Origin of the sequence: Sivoneniella epilithica UHCC 1019 (assembly GCF_040830845.1) — a bacterium.
In the GTDB taxonomy this organism is placed as follows: Bacteria; Cyanobacteriota; Cyanobacteriia; order Leptolyngbyales; family Leptolyngbyaceae; genus ULC077BIN1.
On sequence record NZ_JBFPDP010000077.1, the window covers coordinates 1 to 17,199 of the forward strand.

A 17,199-nucleotide genomic window follows, 5' to 3' on the forward strand; every position below is an offset into this window, starting at 1 on the left:
CACTAGCGCTTGACATCTGGCTTCCTTCTTTTAGTTGACAGCTATGGCACAAGACCTATCCCTACAGTCAAAAATCAGCTTCTATTTAGCAACACCCAGAAATAAAGCAAATGGCGAAATCCGAATAGCGAAAGATGACAGATCTGTATTCGACATTCGATACTCTGCATTCGACAATTAATCCGCCTTTATTCAATACTCACCCTCGTTAACGCCTGTACTTCACCCAAAAGGTAGATTATGAAATGGGTCTAAAAGTAGATAATTGTCACTACCAGCTAACTGTTAGCGAACTTTGGGATTGAGTCAATTCACGATTTTGAGGGATGATTTAAGGACTGTTCTAGACCTGTTGCCCCACAATTTTAGAACTTCCCCAAAAACACAAACTATTGCCATGCTACGTTCTAGTCATGGAGACGATCGCCGATGACAGCAAAGAGATGCAGTCGCCATCCCAAACCGAAGGCTCAGCCATGAAGACAAGTGGCACAGGAAAAGCATTGAACACAGCCCAGTGCTTGACTGGTGGCGGCGAAATGGGAGCTTTGATGCGATCGTTTGATTGGTCATCCACTTCATTAGGGTCGCCAGAGCAATGGCAACAGAGCTTAAGGACTGCGGTACGGATTATGTTAACTTCCCGTCAGGCAATGTTTGTTTGGTGGGGAAAGGAACTGATCAATCTTTATAACGATGCTTACAGAGATATTGTTGGAGGCAAACACCCAAAAGCATTAGGACAGCCTGCATCATCCGTGTGGCACGAGATTTGGGAACAAATTAGACCGCGAGCAGAATCCGCAATTCTCAAGAATGAAGGCACCTATGACGAAGCGTTGTTACTAATCATGGAGCGGAACGGCTATCCAGAGGAAACTTACTATACCTTTTCCTACAGTCCGATTCCCGACGATCAAGGGGGCACGGGTGGAATTATCTGCGCCAATACCGACGACACTCAACGGATTGTGGGTGAGCGCCAGTTAGCCCTATTGCGAGAACTCGCCGCTAAGACGGCTGACGCACGAACTTTTGATCAAGCTTGTGCTAGCAGCGTCCAATGTCTGCAAACCAATCTGTATGACTTTCCGTTTGCAATGATTTATTTGCTTGATTCCGAGCAACAACAGATTGTTTTAGCGGGAACAAGTGGAATCGATCGCAGCCATGCCGCTGTCCCTGAAACAGTTGATCTTCATGCTGATTCGGCTTGGTCGCTTGCAGAAGTTCTCAAAACGCACAAAGCAGTCTTGCTGTCTGATTTGGGATCACTCTATGACCCTTTACCCACAGGCGCTTGGGATCAGTCTCCCTATCAAGCCATGGTTGTGCCTATTGCACCCCATGGGGGAACTGGGCAAGCTGGAGTATTGGTCGTTGGACTCAACCCCTATCGCCTCCTCAATGATGAATATCAAGGATTTATTGATCTGGTTGCGGCTCAAATTACTTCTAGCGTTGCCAACGCCACTGCCTATGAAGCAGAACGTCGCCGCGCAGAAACCTTGGCAGAACTCGATCGCGCCAAAACTACCTTCTTTAGCAATGTTTCCCACGAATTTCGTACCCCGTTAACCCTGATGCTCGGTCCTCTGGAGGATCTGCTGGTTACCACCGCCCCCAAGATAGATCCGCAGGAACAAGAGCAGTTGAAAATGGTGCAGCGCAATGGATTGCGTCTACAAAAATTGGTCAATACCCTGCTCGATTTTTCTCGGATAGAAGCAGGACGATTACAGGTCACCTATGCACCAACTGACTTAGCAACCTTAACGGCTGAGTTGGCAAGTATGTTTCGGTCGGCGATCGAACGAGCAGGAATGACACTCCAGGTCACCTGTCCACCGTTGCCAGAATTAATTTATATCGATCTCGACCTTTGGGAAAAGATTGTTCTCAATCTGCTCTCCAATGCTTTTAAGTTCACGTTTGCAGGCGAAATTGAAGTCAAGTTGGAGTGGCACACCGATCATGTTGCCCTACTTGTGCGCGATACCGGCACAGGCATTCCCGCCGCTGAACTGCCCCATTTATTTGAACGGTTTCATCGGGTGGAAGGCGCACACGGACGCAGCTATGAAGGCTCCGGCATTGGGCTGTCTCTGGTGCAAGATTTGGTTAAACTCCATAGAGGCACGATTCCCTTGGGTGATCCGCGTTGCGGAATCGCAGTTACCAGCGTTTTAGATCGCGGCACCTGCTTCACAGTCCGCATTCCCACAGGCACCGCCCACCTGCCGTCAGAGCGCATTAGCACCATGCCCTCGCTATCTTCACCCTTGTTATCTTCTGTATCCATTGGGACTGCCGCCTACCTTGAAGAAGCCCAACGTTGGCTGCCCGAAAATAGTTCTGAGTTCTCAGTTTTGAGTTCTCAGTTCAATTCCGAGCCTGCAACTCAAAACTCTCCAGCCAATCCAAACTCTACAACTCAAAACTCAAAACTCAAAACTCAAAACTCCCCATCCCCCCAGATTCTCCTCGCCGACGACAACGCCGATATGCGGGACTATGTGAAAGGTCTACTGGCTCCGCACTATCAAGTGACTACGGTTGCAGATGGCGCGGCTGCCTTGGCGATCGCCCGTGAGCAACCCCCGCCCGATTTAATCCTCAGCGATGTGATGATGCCCAACTTGAATGGGCTAGAGCTAGTGCAGCAATTACGCGCTGATCCATTGACTAAAGAAGTGCCCGTAATTTTGCTATCGGCACGGGCGGGGGAAGAATCGCGGGTGGAAGGTCTGGCAGTGGGAGCCAATGATTATTTGGTGAAACCGTTTTCGGCGCGGGAGTTGTTGGCACGGGTGGATGCAACTTTAAAGCTCTCTCACCTTCGACGAGTTGCCACAGACCGGGAACGCGAACTTCGCATTGCCAGTGAAGCTGCCCAGCAGGAAGCCGAATTAGCCTATGAGCGCGTTAGCCAAATATTGGAGAGTATGACGGATGCGTTTATAGCACTCGATCGCGATTGGCGCGTGATCTATCAAAATGCTGAAAGTGCGCGAATCAATGGCACCCCTCGATCAGAAACTTTGGGTAAAAATCACTGGGAAGTATGGGCAGCATCCGTTGGCACTAATCTGGAGCGTCAATATCGACGGGCAGTGACAGAGCAAGTGCCCGTTCATTTTGAACATCACTATTTTGATCCGCCACTTTATGACACTTGGTTTGAAATTCATGCCTATCCTTCAGCAGAGGGTTTAGGAATTTTCTATCGAGACGTTACTAAAGCCAAACAAATTGAGACAGAACGGCAGCAGTCTGAGAATGCCCTAAAGCAAAGCGAGGAGAAATTTCGTCAGCTTGCTAATGCCATGCCGCAAATTGTCTGGACTACTGATGCAATGGGTGAATTGGAGTATATCAGCGATCAATGGTTTCAGTACACTGGGATGACCCTGGAACAAACCCGCGATCGCGCCCAAGTGACTCAGTTTATGCACCCGGATGATGTGCAACCAAACCTTGAGCAGTGGCAGATTGCACTTGCTAGCAAAACGCTTTATCAAGCCGAATTTCGTTTAAAGCACGCTTCTGATGGCATTTATCACTGGTATTTAGGACGAGCAGTGCCCGTTAAAAATGAGCAAGGGCAAGTGATTCGTTGGTATGGCACGTCTACAGATATTCATGCCCAAAAGTTGGTCGAACTTCAGATGCAGCAGGCAAACGATCGCTTTGAACGTGCCGCCGCAGCAGTGAGAGGGATGATTTATGACGTAGACATCCAAACCAACTTTGTCGCCCGAACACAAGGGTTAACCCGTATCTTGGGCTATTCTTTAGCAGAAGCAGAGCCAACTCTGGGCTGGTGGGATCGGCAAATTCACCCCGATGATTTGCAGCGATCGCGACAAGAAGGACAAACTCAGCAAGCTCAAAGAGATCGCTATCGGGTTGAATATCGCATTCGTCATAAACAGGGTCACTATGTCCATGTCCAAGATCAAGGACTCGTGGAACGAAACGCAGACGGCGAACCCATGCGAATTGTGGGCAGCACAATTGATATCAGTGAAGCCAAACAATCAGAAATAGCGCTGCGCCACAGTGAAGAGCGATATCGATATCTAGCAGAGTCAATTCCCCAGCTTGTATGGATTGCCGATACTCAAGGCACCCTACTTGATGTCAATCAGCGTTGGCTAGAGTTTACAGGATTGAGCTTAATTCAGGTTCAAACTGAAGGCTGGCAGGCAATTACTCATGTTGATGATATTGCGAAGCTGACTGAATGTTGGCAAGCGGCTCAACAAAGCGGCGATCGCTATCAAGCTGAAGGACGAATCCGACGGATGGATGGGGAATATCGCTGGCACTTACATCAAGCTGTTGCTGCCAAAAATGAATTGGGACAAGTGGTTAAATGGTTTGGCTCTGCTACGGATATTGAAGACCAAAAGCAACTCGAACATGAGCGCGATCGCATTTTGCAACAAGAACACGCTGCCCGTGCAGAAGCCGAACGCGCTAATCGGATGAAAGATGATTTTTTGGCGGTTTTGTCCCATGAACTTCGCACACCGCTTAACCCGATTTTGGGTTGGGCAAAGCTCCTGCGAACGGGAAAGGTCAAGCCCGATAAATACGAGGCAGCCTTTGAAACAATTGAGCGCAACGCTAAACTGCAAACTCAACTGATTGAAGATCTATTGGATATCTCGCGGATTCTTCAAGGGAAGTTGGTGCTGTCGATTTATCCGGTCGATTTGACTTTTATGATTACCGCCGCTCAGGAAACCGTTCGCCTTGCCGCTGATGCAAAACGAATCGAAATTCAAACGTTTTTTGAACCCAATGTGGGTCATGTTCCAGGTGACGCTGCCCGCCTCCAACAGGTTATTTGGAATTTGCTGTCGAATGCGATTAAGTTCACGACTGAAGGTGGACGGGTTGACGTTCGCTTAACCCAAACCTCTACTCATGCCAACATTCAAATTAGCGACACGGGCAAAGGCATTAGTCCAGAATTTCTTCCCTATGTATTTGACTATTTTCGACAGGCAGATGGAGCCACAACTCGTAAATTTGGTGGGTTGGGTTTAGGGCTGGCGATCGCCCGTCAAATTGTTGATTTACATGGTGGCAATGTCTTTGCCGCCAGTGATGGGGAAGGGCAAGGCGCAACGTTTACAGTGCAGCTTCCTTTATTAAAACAACCTGCTGCATTGAATGAAAATAAGAGTCCTGTTACCCTTACCTTCAAATCGCGATCGCTGATTGGATTAACAATATTAGTGGTTGATGATGATGCCGATTCACGCGATTTCGCGACGTTCATTTTGCAACAAGATGGCGCTACTGTTATTTCGGTAACCTCTGCGCTGGAAGCGATCGAGGCTTTCAAGCAATTATCGATCGATGTTTTGGTGAGCGATATTGGAATGCCAGAAGTAGATGGCTATATGCTAATCCGGGAGGTTCGATCGCAATTTCCACTACTAGCAAGCCAAATTCCCGCGATCGCCTTAACTGCCTACGCTGGAGAAGCTGATCATCAACAAATCACGGAAGCAGGATTTCAAGATCACGTCACAAAGCCTGTTGAACCAGAACAGTTAATTAATGCGATCGTCAATTCAATGACCTCTAGATAATTCAATCAAACTGCCTTAAATCAAAATGCAATTGATACTACGAGTATGTTTGTAAATAACTATTGCGAGTAGGTTTACGTATTCAGCCAAAAATCTTATCAAGAAATTAGGCTGTATCAAGGTCGAGACATGGGACAACTCAAAACTTATAGCAGTGATTTAACTAACGCAGAGTGGCAAAGAATTGAACCTTTGTTGCCCACAGAAAAACCCGTAGGACGATTGCGGGAAGTGGATTTACGAGAAGTCTTGAATGCCATTTTTTACCGGGTGGAAAATGGGGTGAAGTGGCGTAACTTGCCGGCTGATTTTCCAGCTTAGCAAAACCGTATATGGATACTTTCGCTTATGGGTGCGTTTAGGAATCTGGGAATCGCTCAACCAGTCTTTGGTCAAGGAAGTGCGACGTTCAGCAGGACGAGCAGACGAACCGAGTTTAGGAGTCATTGATAGCCAATCGGTCAGAGTGGGAAAAAAAGGGGGGAGAAAATCGGCGTAGATGGCTTCAAAAAGGTCAAGGGATGAAAACGAACTATCCTCGTCGATGTCTTAGGATTAGTTCTCAAATGTCATGTGGGGGCTGCCAACCAAGCAGATGTTAAAGCAGCGCCTTGGGTGTTGTTTGAGAGGATAGAAACCGATGAACGACTGGCTAAGATTTTGGCAGACCAAGGGTATCGAGGCGATCTAGAAGTGGATTTAGCAGCGGTGTATGGCGTTGAATTTGAGATTGTAGCGCATCAGGACAAGGGCTTCTCAGTGCAACCGAAGCGATGGGTCGTGGAGCGGACAGGGGCATGGCTCGAAAATTGTCGAGGATTAACACGAGACTACGAACGCTTACCAGAAAATCACCAGGGAATGGTGTATGTTGCCATGATTCGATTGATGCTGCGGCGTTTAGAAAACAATTGCAGAAGATGGAAAGAAAAAATCGCTTAATGCTCCTTTACAAACACTCTCTAAACCCAAATAGTAACCGATGTCACCAATCCGCCAGAGTCACCCCAAGAACCTACTTTTCTTGCGTAATTCTTCGTATTCAGGATAATCCAGTGACATAGCGTACATATTCCGGGACAAAGTAATCGTGTTTTAGAAAACTCAAACTAATTCATTAACTGAGCGGCATAACTATTAAAACGCAGCGGACGGTCGAAAGTCGCTGGTCGAGTTGTCAAGGTTATCTGCCGCCGCACAACTTCACCGTTGGGGTTTCTGAAGTTACGTAGGTAAAACGATCGCAATATGAGGCAGCCCTAGCAAAACGATTAGTTTTTGCTGAGAAAATGCTATTGCTGCGTGAAGTAGTTGCATGTGAGAAGGGATGGTAGATTTAAAGCGTTCCTGGAATTAAACCACTCCAGCATTTATTATTCAGCGATCGCCCACATCTACATTAGCCCCTTGCAGCGAAAGGAAACCCTATGAGAGTGCCGAGCCCCGTAGTCGCATCTGAGCAAAAAGCAACTCGGCAACTCTCCACAATTCGGCGATTTTTGCAATATTTTCAGCCGTATCGCAAAGAAATTCCGATCGCCCTTGCCCTAATTTTGATTGGTGCTGCTACTCAAGCAGTGGGTCCCTTCTTCCTCGGTTGGTCACTCGACCATCTAATTGCTCAGGGAAATCTACAGGGTTTGTTTTTGCTACTAGGTGGCTTAGCGCTGATTTATCTGATCGGGGTTACAGCTATTCGAGGGCAGATTTTGCGGGTCGGCTGGATTATGCAGCGATTGCTTGCTCAACTGCGACAGGATATTTTTGCCAAAATTCAAAGTTTGCCCCTCAGTTTTTTCGATCGCAGTGAAGCAGGCGACCTCATGAGCCGATTGTTAAACGATGTCAGCACCGTCAACCAGGCATTTGGGCAAACTGTGGCACAAATGCTAGGTAATTTATTTAGTCTACTGGGCATCGTTATTGCCATGCTGGCGATTAACCTCCAACTTGGCTTGATCAGCAACTTAGCCGTACCGCTGATGATTTTTACCACAGGTTTATTTGCGCGCTGGGCACGAGCCAGATTTCGCGTCACCCGCCAAACCATCGGCGACCTATCTGCCAAGCTGGAAGAAGACATTGGCAGCGTCAAAGAAGCTCAGGCATTTAATCGAGTTGACCTGAATATTGAAGAGTTTAGCCTGTTGAATGCGGCTAATCGCGATGCCAATGTGCAGGCAGTGGCGATCACCGCTGCTTTTCTGCCCTCGATCGACTTTCTCAATAGTTTGGCAACCGCTGGAGTTCTTGCCTATGGCGGCTATCTCGCAGTGACGGGCGCTGCTACCGTAGGCGTAGTCACGGCGTTTTTGCTCTATGTGCAGCAGTTCTTTCGCCCAATTCAAATTCTCAGTCAATTTTATACCCAGGCTCAATCTGCCTTTGCCGGACTGGAGCGAATCTTTTCGCTACTGGATGAACCTGCCGAGCTTACAGATGCAGCGAATGCAATAGAAATGCTACCCCTGCGAGGAGAGGTGAAGTTTGAGCAGGTCACTTTTGGCTACTCCGCCGATCAGTTGGTGCTGAAAGGCGTTAGTCTCCATGCCGAACCCGGACAAATGATTGCTTTAGTGGGGGCAACGGGAGCGGGCAAAAGCACGATCATCAATTTAATTCCGCGCTTCTATGATGTCTCTGGCGGCAAAGTGACGATCGATGATGTTGATGTTCGCAATGTGACTCAAACTAGCTTGCGCCGACAAATTGGCATTGTGCTGCAAGATAATCTACTGTTTAGCGGCACGGTGGCTGAAAACATTGCCTTTGGGCAACCCCAGGCAAGTCAGGCGGCGATCGAAGCGGCGGCTCAGGCGGCAAATGTGCATGAGTTCATTACTTCGCTGTCTCACGGCTACACGACCCAGCTAGGGGAACGGGGCGCACCGTTGAGCCAGGGACAGCGCCAGCTCATCAGCATTGCCCGTGCAGTGTTGATCGATCCGCGCATTCTGATTTTGGATGAAGCAACCAGCAGCATTGATACTCGCACCGAAGCATTGGTACAGGCTGCGATCGCCCGTCTCTTAGAAAACCGCACTAGCTTTGTGATCGCCCATCGCCTCAGCACCGTCATTCAAGCCGATCAAGTATTAGTGATCCAGCAAGGGCAAATCGTCGAACAGGGCACCCATGCTGAACTGATTGCCCAACAGGGTGTTTATGCCAACCTCTACGCCCTTCAGCTAGGGAAAACGGAGGAATCAGTGATTAGTATCTAGTCATCAATCAACGTGTAGGCAATATCAGGGCGATCGTGCTGAAGTTACAACAAAATTTTTGGGATAACATCCTGCAAGCGGGCACTATATAAAAGCTTTTGGGATAGTAGCTTCAAAAGTGAGTTGACCCTAAAAGTTTCGGGGTAGCCGCCCAACAATGAAATATACGGAAAGTTTCCGCATAATTAATAGTTTGGTAGATTTAATAGTATGTTGCGAATTTACTTCTGACGAGTGTGGCTATGGCTGAGATACCAGATTTTTGGGATGTAGGACCGCATGATAAGTTACACGTTGAAGAGACATGGACGGAGTTCGTCACTACTGTTGGTGGTAAGCGCATTGCGGATCTTCTTTCAAAATCTCCTGACTTTGATAACGCTGACTATTTATTTGAAGAAGTGAGTACGATATTAGAATTAAAAGAAATTGAGACAGAGTTCCTTCAGACTAAAGCTGCAAATAGCGGACTAGAGAACCTATTGAAACGCTTGGTGAAAGAGGAGCCAGAATGGCGACCGTCCCTTTTCGGGGGAGATGGGAAATATCCGGTGTGGTTCCGAACAGAATTTGTTCGCTTGGCAAGACCAGCTATTGTTCGGATATTGAAGAAGGCAAATCGTCAGATTCGAGAGACAAAAGAATACTTTAAGTTTAGTAAGCCTCATGGAACCCTAATTCTCGTTAATGATGGTTTCACTAGCATAGCGCCAGATTTGGTTCATGCGCTGGCTTGTGATGCGCTTATCCATTCATACTCCTCAATTGATTGCTTTTTGTATATGACAATAAATCGCTATGTGGAAATATCCGGATCAGACGAGCCAAAATTGATTTGGAATCCATCCTATAGTGATCGTGTGAACGATCAACTTGTACACTTTATTGATGATTTAGGTAGAAAGTGGTTTGTATTCTTAGAACAAAAGATTGGTTCTTTTACATCGCGAATCGAAACTGAAGATAGGTCAATACTCTCTCGTTCTAAGGCAATTGTCTTGCCAGGGGAAGCTCGAAGTTAAATCAGCCGAGCCACCCAATAAGCGCAATGCAACGGAGTTAGTGGCATGAGGTTATCGACTGGGATAGCGGAGTCAGCGATATACTCACCCTCTTAAATCAAAACCGAGGCTTTTGGAGCAGGTGCCCCCCTCAGCATCCCCTCTGTGCTGAGATCCTCATCTATTTCTTCCCAGTGAATACCGTAACCGCCACCGCATACTTCCCACTTTGTTCGTTGCTCAGGTAAAGCATTGAGAAGTCTTGGATACCATGCCAGAGGAACAGTAATTGTCCGCCCATCCATTAAATCGACACTGATTGTTTTCTCTGTAAAGGAAACGTTTTTAACCCTCTCGTCTGCCCGAATTGCCAAAATACCCATTCCAAGCCTCCAATAAAATTTCCTGGTTCTCTTTTACTATCGTCTGTAACTTCCGCTGTTCTTTTGCACTAAATCCAATACTGGTTGCCAAGCTGATTGGCTCCAACCAAAACTTTGCTGTGGCATCGTCCCGGTCAACGTGTATATGCGGTGGTTCATTGGGTTCATGGCTGTAGAAGTAAAAGCGGTAGGAACCGATTCGTAAAATTGTTGGCATACTCTAAAATTATACTCAAGTCCCTCAGCCTAGCAGCAGTCGTAGCCGTTAGGTGGCTTGAGGTGATTGACTGGAAAGTGGGGTCAGCGATCGCCCCTCATCATCGATTTGATAGAACACTACAAAACTCAACAGCAAAAGCAGCGATAATAGATTCTGATGTTTAGGTAGAGTAGCGATGACTGAGCTACTTGAGTATGCGATCGCGAGGTTGCAAGCATTGCCTGAAAGCGAACAGGACGAGATCGCTTCAATGATCCTGGAAGAAATTGAGGACGATCGGCGTTGGGATGAAGCATTTTCGCGTTCGCCAGATATTCTTGCAAAACTTGCTGCGATCGCAATGATTGAGTACCGTGCAGAAAACTCAAGAACTTGACGAAGATTCAAGCTATCCAAGTCTACGCTTATTGAGAAGTCTTGGATACCATGCTAGAGGTACAGTGATGTGGCTTATCGGGTTCATGGCTATAAAAATTAAGTTTCCAGCCTAAAATAGTAAGCAGATTTAACCGAGAAATTTTATGAGCATCAGTCTTACCCCTGCTCAAGAGCGCCTGATTCAGACTAAACTACAGTCTGGTAAGTACCGCTCTGTAGAAGAAGTGCTTGAAATGGCTCTACGACTGTTGAATGAGTACGATCGCGCCGATGCTGAGTGGGTAGAGGAAGTCCGCACCAAAATTGATGCAGCAGTTGAAGCCTCGACCCATACCTCCCCAATTGATGGCGAAGCGTTCGTTAACCAGATCTTAGAACGGTTCCAGCAATCAAATCAGGCATAGGCATGAGTCGCTACGTCATCAATATTCTTGCCAGCCGAGATCTCAACGATATCGCTGACTACTTTTCTGAAAATAGCCTCGAAGCAGGCGATCATTTTTTTCGCGACTTCAACCGCAAGTGTCAGCAACTTGTTACGTTTCCGAACAGTGGCAAAAGCTATGCGACAATCCGTCCTGACCTTCGAGGATTATCTCTGGAAGGCTATGTCATTTTCTACAGGATTCTGGATGACGGTATTGAAATTCTGCGGGTTGTGAGTGGTCGTCGTGACTTCCCGACTCTTTTTGAGGAATTCCATTAAGATGTCCTCTGGGAAATCTGAAAAAGAACAACACTCCAACAATGCCCATGTACCCGACTGCCGGAAGATGATCGGTTGGAATTCGAGGTTATTTGCAGTGGGTGATAAGCACGTTAGGTGACTTGAGGTAATTGCCTGAGCTAGCATGATTAGCGATCGCCCCTCATCATAATTTAATAGACCACTACAAAACTCAACAGCAAAAGCAGCGATAATAGAGTGCAGTTTTGATGTTTCAATTTGAGTAGCTACGATCGCGAGGTTGCAAGCATTGCCTGAAAGCGAACAGGACGCGATTGCGTGGGTTGTTGATAATTTCATTCCTATTCTCAATCGGAGTCCTCAAAATGGAAACTAAACCCCCTCTCCCTCCATTTACTCTAGAAACTGCCAAAGCTAAAGTACAGGCGGCTGAAGATGCCTGGAATACTTGTGATCCAGATCGAGTTGCTTTGGCATACACTGAGGATTCTCAGTGGCGCAATCGTGCTGAATTCCTTAACGGACGAGAACAAATCAAGGCGTTCTTGAAACGGAAATGGGCAAAAGAACTAGAATACCGATTGAAGAAAGAACTGTGGAGTTTTACAGAGAATCGAATTTCTGTTCGTTTTGAGTATGAATGGCACGATGATTCTGGCTACTGGTATCGATCTTATGGGAATGAACAGTGGGAGTTTGCAGACAATGGATTAATGCGGAGACGCGAAGCTAGCATCAATGATGTGCCCATTCAAGAATTTGATAGAAAGCTGCGATGGGAGCGGATATCTTAATTGCCGCATAACCGTTAGGGAACTTAAGGTGATTGACCGCGATCGCGGGGTCAGCAATATACTCACCCTCTTAAATCAAATAGGAATTAACAGGTGGAAATGTCATCCTTTGAGCCAATTAGCATTCGTCAGCTTTCTGCCAACGACCTGGCAATGATGGAGAGCTTATTGACTACCTTTGGTGAGGCTTTCGAGGAAGTTGATACCTATAGCGCGTTTCGCCCAAGTACTGCCTATCTTAAGCGATTGCTAGGCAGTGATCATTTCATCGCACTTGTAGCGTTAAAAAATGGATCAGTAGTTGGAGGTCTCGCTGCCTATGAACTCCAGAAATTTGAGCAGGAGCGTAGTGAAATTTATATTTATGATCTGGCTGTTGCAGCAGCACATCGACGCGAGGGTATTGCTACCGCGTTAATCCAGGAACTAAAAAAGATCGCTTTAGCACGAGCAGCCTATGTTATTTTTGTGCAGGCGGATATTGAGGATGATCCTGCGATCGCACTCTATACAAAGCTTGGGATACGCGAAGATGTACTTCATTTTGATATTGCTGTTGCGGTCAGTAATGATGATGCATAATTAAGCTGTCAATGGCTTAGGTGATTGGCTAAGGACTGAAATAAAACTTGATTTAACACCAGATAAGTTGCGATCGCTGATACTACTACACACTACCTAAGACTTTTACAAGCAGTTTAAAGCCAATTAAAAATAAAACTGCAACTGAATAACTTATAGACCCTCTGATCAACGTCTTGAGATACCCAGTTATCAAAGATTAGGTTAGTTCTGACTGGGTTAAAACCGTTTTTTGCAGATGCGCGATCGCCAATAAATCTGGTTATGCAGCCATTTAATCTTCTAGAATTTTCTATAACTACCCTTCTACTCTGAAACCGATGACTATTAAAATTCTTGCTTTTGCGGGAAGCGCCCGGACTGACTCATTCAACAAAAAGCTAGTGAAAGTTGCGGCAGATGGTGCAAAGACAGCAGGCGCAGAAGTAACCTACATAGATTTCAAGGATCTACCGATGCCGCTTTATGACGAAGATCTGGAAACCGCTGAAGGGTTACCCAGTACTGTAATTCAATTTAAGACGCTGCTGAAAGAGCATCAGGGATTTTTAATTGCTAGCCCAGAATACAACAGTTCAATTTCGCCCTTGCTAAAAAACGCGATAGATTGGGCATCTCGTCCGGCTCCGGGCGAAGCATCCCTTGCCTGTTTTCGCGATAAAGTTGCGGTGTTAATGGCAACTTCGCCCGGTGGTTTAGGTGGCTTACGGGGGCTAATCCATGTGCGATCGATTTTGCAAAATATCGGGGTGCTAGTATTGCCCGACCAAAAAGCTATCCCTAATGCCTATCAAGCGTTTGATGAAGCAGGCAACCTGAAGGATGAAAAGCAGCGCACTGATATTCAAACCTTGGGTAGCAAGCTAGCGGCGATCGCCACCCAATTGGCAACGTAAGTCAGACTTTATTAAGTCACAAGTTTGACTATGCCTGTATCCAGGTCATAGCGACCTCCCACAATTTTTAGATCGCCCGATCGCAGCCGCTCGATTAAAACGGGCGATCGCTTCAACTGTTCAATTTGATACTGCACATTGGCAATCACCGCATTATCCACGACATCGCCCGACAGCCCCTTCGCGTTGGCTACAGCCGGTAAAATTGCCTGCACAAAGCTGCCAATCTGACCAGGTAGCGGTTCATTTTTAACCGCAGCAGTCACGGCTCCACAGCGCTCATGACCCAGCACCATCACCACGGGTGTTCCCAACAGGGCAACTGCATATTCAATGCTGCCAACGGTTTCTGGAGTTGCAATATTTCCCGCAACGCGAATATCAAAAATATCGCCAATGCCTTGGTCAAACAAAAGCTCAACGGGCACCCGCGAATCGGCACAGGTCAAAACAGTGGCAAAAGGATGCTGGACTTGGGCAAGCTCTTGCATTCGGGCTTGAGACTGATGAGGATATTGCGGCTGGTGTCGCGTAAACCGTCGATTGCCTTCGAGCAATTCTTTCAGGGCGGCATCTGGCTTAGATAGAGTATCACTGGGCAACTCAGCCGCTTCTGCCTGCTGCACCCGCCAGCCTAAATTACTGGCAGTTGCCAGCATGAGGGTTGCTGCCGTGCTTACTTGTAGAAAATGACGGCGATCGCCAAAGCGTTCTTTAAAGTTCATATCTTTTTATTTAAGATTGTTGACAAAATTAAGACCCAGGAGATTTTTAGAAGAAAAGAGACTACTTCTATTGGGGCAAGTTTTACCGCTTGAATGGTTTCGCTAGTCCATCAACTGCAAAACCTGCCCTTACTTAAAGTTATCCAATCAATGCAGTTATCTAACCAATGTGCAGTTATCTAACTAATTCACGCGCCTACAGGGATGCCACACATCTCATAGAGCGAATCTCCATCACTTCTGAGATATAGCAAGTTCCTCCAAACTTATTGAGCAAAGGAGTAATATTTTCCACAACAGGCTTAATCAAATCGGGCATACAAAACGCGATGATATAAACATTGTCTAGCATCGTCATATCAAGATCTTCGTTTCCGTCGCGCAAGCCTTTTCCGGCAACATTGCGAATGACCGCATGACCATGAACCCCTGCTTTATCTAAACTGTCTAACAGCTTGCCAAGCTCGAAAGAGTTGGCAATAATTTCAATTCTTTTAACGGTGTGCATACTATCATCTCCAGAACAGATCAATGACGTATAGATAAAGCGGAATGCCAACAGTGATATTGAAGGGGAAGGTGACGGCTAGAGCGGTTGAAACGTATAGGCTAGGGTTTGCTTCAGGCACCGTGAGCCGCATGGCTGCGGGAACAGCAATATAGGAGGCACTGGCGCACAACACCGCAAAAAGAAGTGCATTTCCCTGAGACATTCCAATTAATTTGGCGATCGCAATACCAAGTCCGGCATTGAGTATAGGAATCAGTATGGCAAATGAGACTAGGAAAACTCCGGTTTTTTGCAAGTCTTTAATTCTTCGGGCAGCGACAAGTCCCATGTCTAGCAAAAAGAAAGTAAGAATGCCATAAAATAGCCCTTGGGCAAAGGGTTCCATTACCTTCCAGCCATGTTCTCCACTGAGAACCCCAATCAGCAAGCTACCCACGAGCAGAAAAACCGAACTGTTCAAAAAGGCATCTCTCAACACTTCAGACCAGACAAATTCTCGTTTTTCGTCGGCTGTAAATAGATTGACCAGGATCAATCCCACAATGATGGCGGGGGATTCCATCAAGGCAAGCGCGGCGACCATGTAGCCATCAAATCCAATGCCCAACTCGGTTAGAAAGGCGCTGGCAGTGATGAAGGTGACGGCGCTGATCGAGCCATAGGTGGCAGCGATCGCGGCGGCATCATAATGATCGAGCTTCAGCCGCAAAATAAAGAACGTGTAGACTGGCACGAAACACGCCATGAGGATTGCGGCAACCAGTGCCAGGATAACCTCCTGCGTTACTCCGCTTTTGATCAGTTCAACGCCGCCCTTAAACCCGATCGCAAACAAGAGGTATAGCGACAGCAGTTTAGGAACTGGAGGAGGAATTTCTAAATCTGACTTGACCAGAACAGCCGTAATTCCTAAAAAGAAAAATAGGATCGGCGGATTCAGGATATTGGAAAGGATCAAGCTACCATCCATGCCCATCCCTCCTGAAGCAAATAAACCCAAGTATTCAAAAAACGTTGCATGTAAAAAATTGACGTGACTATTGACTCATGATGTATCGCGGATTGTCACCTGCTGTCAATTAAATGGGTTGAAATTAGACTTCTTGCGTGAGTAATGAGGGAAGTGACTAAAAATAAGTGAAGGAGGAATTATGACCTGTCAATAGCTTAATCCCGCTCAGCACATGAGTTCTATGAATCGCTAAGGGCGACTAGGCATGGCGATTAGGCATACAAAGCGATCGCATGATGGCGAACGTGGTCAGCGATAAACGTGGCGATGAAATAATAGCTATGGTCATAGCCCGCTTGACGGCGTAGGATGAGCGATTGTCCAGCCGTTTTGCAGGCTTGCTCAAATACATCTGGCATGAGTTGATTGTTAAGAAATTGATCTGCGCCGCCTTGGTCGATCAAAATGGAGCCGGGAAAACTAGCCGTTAAAACCAGTTCGCTAGCGTCGTAGGTGTGCCATTGAGTTTTATCATTGCCCAGATAATGGGTGAAAGCTTTTTGTCCCCAAGGGCACCGCATCGGCGCACAGATTGGCGCAAAGGCAGAGACAGAACGGTAGCGATCGCGATTTTTCAAGGCACAAACCAACGCTCCATGCCCTCCCATAGAATGCCCAAAAATCCCTTGGCGATCGGGCAGCACCGGAAAGTGGGCGGCGATCAGCGCGGGTAGTTCATTCACCACATAGGAGTACATTTGGTAGTGCTGGCTCCACGGTTCAGCGATCGCATCCACATAAAATCCGGCACCGATGCCAAAATCCCAGTCATCAGTTTCACCCGGAATTCCTGTATCGCGAGGACTCGTATCAGAAGCTACCAGCATTAGCCCCTGTTCTGCCGCATATTGCTGCACTCCCGATTTTGCCATGACATTCTCTTCCGTGCAGGTCAAGCCGGATAGGTAATACAACACGGGAACTGGAGACGCGATCGCTTGGGGCGGTTGATACACCGAAAACTTCATTTCACTACGACAGCTAGAGGAAAAGTGCTTGTAAAATCCCAAAGTGCCATCAAAGCAGCGAGTTTGGCTAATCAAGTCGGGAGCGGAGATCATAAAATAGGTTCCCTAGTAGGAGGGGTGATACTAATACTGTTTTGAGTTTTGAGTTTTGAGTTTTGAGTTTTGAGTTTTGAGTTTTGAGTTTTGAGTTTTGAGTTTTGAGTTTTGA

Annotated in this window: 17 protein-coding genes; 11 read left to right on the forward strand and 6 right to left on the reverse strand. The window is 46.9% G+C overall.

Features of this window, described 5'->3' with window-relative positions:
• Positions 1 to 392 precede the first annotated feature (392 nt).
• The 5 genes from AB3R30_RS25330 (at position 393) to AB3R30_RS25350 (ending at position 9,855) form a co-directional block, all read left to right on the forward strand.
• Positions 393 to 5,609 carry an ATP-binding protein gene (locus AB3R30_RS25330; protein ID WP_458651988.1) on the forward strand — a complete coding sequence of 1,739 codons (5,217 nt, stop codon included), beginning with the start codon at positions 393 to 395 and terminating at the stop codon, positions 5,607 to 5,609.
• 129 nt (positions 5,610 to 5,738) lie between these two features.
• Entirely contained in the window at positions 5,739 to 5,930 is a 192-nt protein-coding gene (locus AB3R30_RS25335) for a transposase (RefSeq protein ID WP_458651989.1), read from the forward strand.
• A gap of 252 nt (positions 5,931 to 6,182) precedes the next feature.
• Positions 6,183 to 6,551, forward strand: a complete 369-nt coding sequence (locus AB3R30_RS25340) for a transposase (RefSeq protein WP_458651990.1) — start codon at positions 6,183 to 6,185, stop codon at positions 6,549 to 6,551.
• Between the two features lie 485 nt (positions 6,552 to 7,036).
• A complete protein-coding gene (locus tag AB3R30_RS25345; RefSeq protein ID WP_458651991.1) occupies positions 7,037 to 8,833 on the forward strand; it encodes an ABC transporter ATP-binding protein in 1,797 nt (598 codons plus the stop codon).
• 242 nt (positions 8,834 to 9,075) lie between these two features.
• Positions 9,076 to 9,855 (forward strand): hypothetical protein, encoded by a 780-nt coding sequence (locus AB3R30_RS25350; RefSeq protein ID WP_458651992.1) that lies wholly within the window; start codon positions 9,076 to 9,078, stop codon positions 9,853 to 9,855.
• A 92-nt stretch (positions 9,856 to 9,947) separates the two neighbouring features.
• Here the strand turns inward: AB3R30_RS25350 and AB3R30_RS25355 are convergent, their stop codons facing one another.
• Together AB3R30_RS25355 and AB3R30_RS25360 are read right to left on the reverse strand one after the other, a co-directional pair.
• Complete coding sequence (locus AB3R30_RS25355) at positions 9,948 to 10,217, reverse strand: DUF2442 domain-containing protein (RefSeq protein ID WP_458651993.1); 270 nt, start codon at positions 10,215 to 10,217, stop codon at positions 9,948 to 9,950.
• Positions 10,180 to 10,434, reverse strand: a complete 255-nt coding sequence (locus tag AB3R30_RS25360; RefSeq protein ID WP_458651994.1) for a DUF4160 domain-containing protein — start codon at positions 10,432 to 10,434, stop codon at positions 10,180 to 10,182. Before AB3R30_RS25360 ends, AB3R30_RS25355 begins: the two co-directional genes overlap by 38 nt.
• 178 nt (positions 10,435 to 10,612) lie before the next feature.
• On the opposite strand from AB3R30_RS25360, the gene AB3R30_RS25365 reads away from it, so the two are divergent.
• The 6 genes from AB3R30_RS25365 to AB3R30_RS25390 all read left to right on the forward strand — a co-directional run bounded on the left by AB3R30_RS25365 (position 10,613) and on the right by AB3R30_RS25390 (position 13,775).
• Positions 10,613 to 10,813 (forward strand): hypothetical protein, encoded by a 201-nt coding sequence (locus tag AB3R30_RS25365; RefSeq protein ID WP_458651995.1) that lies wholly within the window; start codon positions 10,613 to 10,615, stop codon positions 10,811 to 10,813.
• Positions 10,814 to 10,958: 145 nt separating this feature from the next.
• Positions 10,959 to 11,219 carry a ribbon-helix-helix domain-containing protein gene (locus AB3R30_RS25370; RefSeq protein ID WP_458651996.1) on the forward strand — a complete coding sequence of 87 codons (261 nt, stop codon included), beginning with the start codon at positions 10,959 to 10,961 and terminating at the stop codon, positions 11,217 to 11,219.
• A 2-nt stretch (positions 11,220 to 11,221) separates the two neighbouring features.
• Entirely contained in the window at positions 11,222 to 11,521 is a 300-nt protein-coding gene (locus tag AB3R30_RS25375) for a type II toxin-antitoxin system RelE/ParE family toxin (protein ID WP_458651997.1), read from the forward strand.
• 347 nt (positions 11,522 to 11,868) lie between these two features.
• Entirely contained in the window at positions 11,869 to 12,297 is a 429-nt protein-coding gene (locus AB3R30_RS25380) for a nuclear transport factor 2 family protein (protein WP_458651998.1), read from the forward strand.
• Positions 12,298 to 12,396: 99 nt separating this feature from the next.
• Complete coding sequence (locus AB3R30_RS25385) at positions 12,397 to 12,879, forward strand: AAC(3)-I family aminoglycoside N-acetyltransferase (RefSeq protein WP_458652004.1); 483 nt, start codon at positions 12,397 to 12,399, stop codon at positions 12,877 to 12,879.
• A gap of 320 nt (positions 12,880 to 13,199) precedes the next feature.
• Positions 13,200 to 13,775 carry an NADPH-dependent FMN reductase gene (locus tag AB3R30_RS25390; protein ID WP_458651999.1) on the forward strand — a complete coding sequence of 192 codons (576 nt, stop codon included), beginning with the start codon at positions 13,200 to 13,202 and terminating at the stop codon, positions 13,773 to 13,775.
• Positions 13,776 to 13,786: 11 nt separating this feature from the next.
• On the opposite strand, the gene AB3R30_RS25395 is transcribed toward AB3R30_RS25390, so the two are convergent.
• From AB3R30_RS25395 to fghA, 4 genes are all read right to left on the reverse strand, one after another.
• Positions 13,787 to 14,500 (reverse strand): carbonic anhydrase, encoded by a 714-nt coding sequence (locus tag AB3R30_RS25395; protein WP_458652000.1) that lies wholly within the window; start codon positions 14,498 to 14,500, stop codon positions 13,787 to 13,789.
• A 196-nt stretch (positions 14,501 to 14,696) separates the two neighbouring features.
• On the reverse strand, positions 14,697 to 15,008 hold the full coding sequence (locus AB3R30_RS25400) for a P-II family nitrogen regulator (protein ID WP_458652001.1): 312 nt from the start codon (positions 15,006 to 15,008) through the stop codon (positions 14,697 to 14,699).
• Positions 15,009 to 15,012: 4 nt separating this feature from the next.
• Entirely contained in the window at positions 15,013 to 15,981 is a 969-nt protein-coding gene (locus tag AB3R30_RS25405; protein WP_458652002.1) for a sodium-dependent bicarbonate transport family permease, read from the reverse strand.
• 254 nt (positions 15,982 to 16,235) lie between these two features.
• On the reverse strand, positions 16,236 to 17,084 hold the full coding sequence (gene fghA, locus AB3R30_RS25410) for an S-formylglutathione hydrolase (protein ID WP_458652003.1): 849 nt from the start codon (positions 17,082 to 17,084) through the stop codon (positions 16,236 to 16,238).
• Between the last annotated feature and the right edge of the window lie 115 nt (positions 17,085 to 17,199).

Excerpts from the sequence above, each read along its gene's own strand:
- AB3R30_RS25370 (WP_458651996.1), top strand. The coding sequence starts at position 10,959 with ATGAGCATCAGTCTTACCCCTGCTCAAGAGCGCCTGATTCAGACTAAA.
- AB3R30_RS25400 (WP_458652001.1), bottom strand. The coding sequence starts at position 15,008 with ATGCACACCGTTAAAAGAATTGAAATTATTGCCAACTCTTTCGAGCTT.
- AB3R30_RS25360 (WP_458651994.1), bottom strand. The coding sequence starts at position 10,434 with ATGCCAACAATTTTACGAATCGGTTCCTACCGCTTTTACTTCTACAGC.
- AB3R30_RS25390 (WP_458651999.1), top strand. The coding sequence starts at position 13,200 with ATGACTATTAAAATTCTTGCTTTTGCGGGAAGCGCCCGGACTGACTCA.
- AB3R30_RS25365 (WP_458651995.1), top strand. The coding sequence starts at position 10,613 with ATGACTGAGCTACTTGAGTATGCGATCGCGAGGTTGCAAGCATTGCCT.
- AB3R30_RS25335 (WP_458651989.1), top strand. The coding sequence starts at position 5,739 with ATGGGACAACTCAAAACTTATAGCAGTGATTTAACTAACGCAGAGTGG.
- AB3R30_RS25350 (WP_458651992.1), top strand. The coding sequence starts at position 9,076 with ATGGCTGAGATACCAGATTTTTGGGATGTAGGACCGCATGATAAGTTA.
- AB3R30_RS25395 (WP_458652000.1), bottom strand. The coding sequence starts at position 14,500 with ATGAACTTTAAAGAACGCTTTGGCGATCGCCGTCATTTTCTACAAGTA.
- fghA (WP_458652003.1), bottom strand. The coding sequence starts at position 17,084 with ATGATCTCCGCTCCCGACTTGATTAGCCAAACTCGCTGCTTTGATGGC.
- AB3R30_RS25355 (WP_458651993.1), bottom strand. The coding sequence starts at position 10,217 with ATGGGTATTTTGGCAATTCGGGCAGACGAGAGGGTTAAAAACGTTTCC.
- AB3R30_RS25375 (WP_458651997.1), top strand. The coding sequence starts at position 11,222 with ATGAGTCGCTACGTCATCAATATTCTTGCCAGCCGAGATCTCAACGAT.
- AB3R30_RS25380 (WP_458651998.1), top strand. The coding sequence starts at position 11,869 with ATGGAAACTAAACCCCCTCTCCCTCCATTTACTCTAGAAACTGCCAAA.
- AB3R30_RS25405 (WP_458652002.1), bottom strand. The coding sequence starts at position 15,981 with ATGGATGGTAGCTTGATCCTTTCCAATATCCTGAATCCGCCGATCCTA.
- AB3R30_RS25385 (WP_458652004.1), top strand. The coding sequence starts at position 12,397 with ATGTCATCCTTTGAGCCAATTAGCATTCGTCAGCTTTCTGCCAACGAC.
- AB3R30_RS25345 (WP_458651991.1), top strand. The coding sequence starts at position 7,037 with ATGAGAGTGCCGAGCCCCGTAGTCGCATCTGAGCAAAAAGCAACTCGG.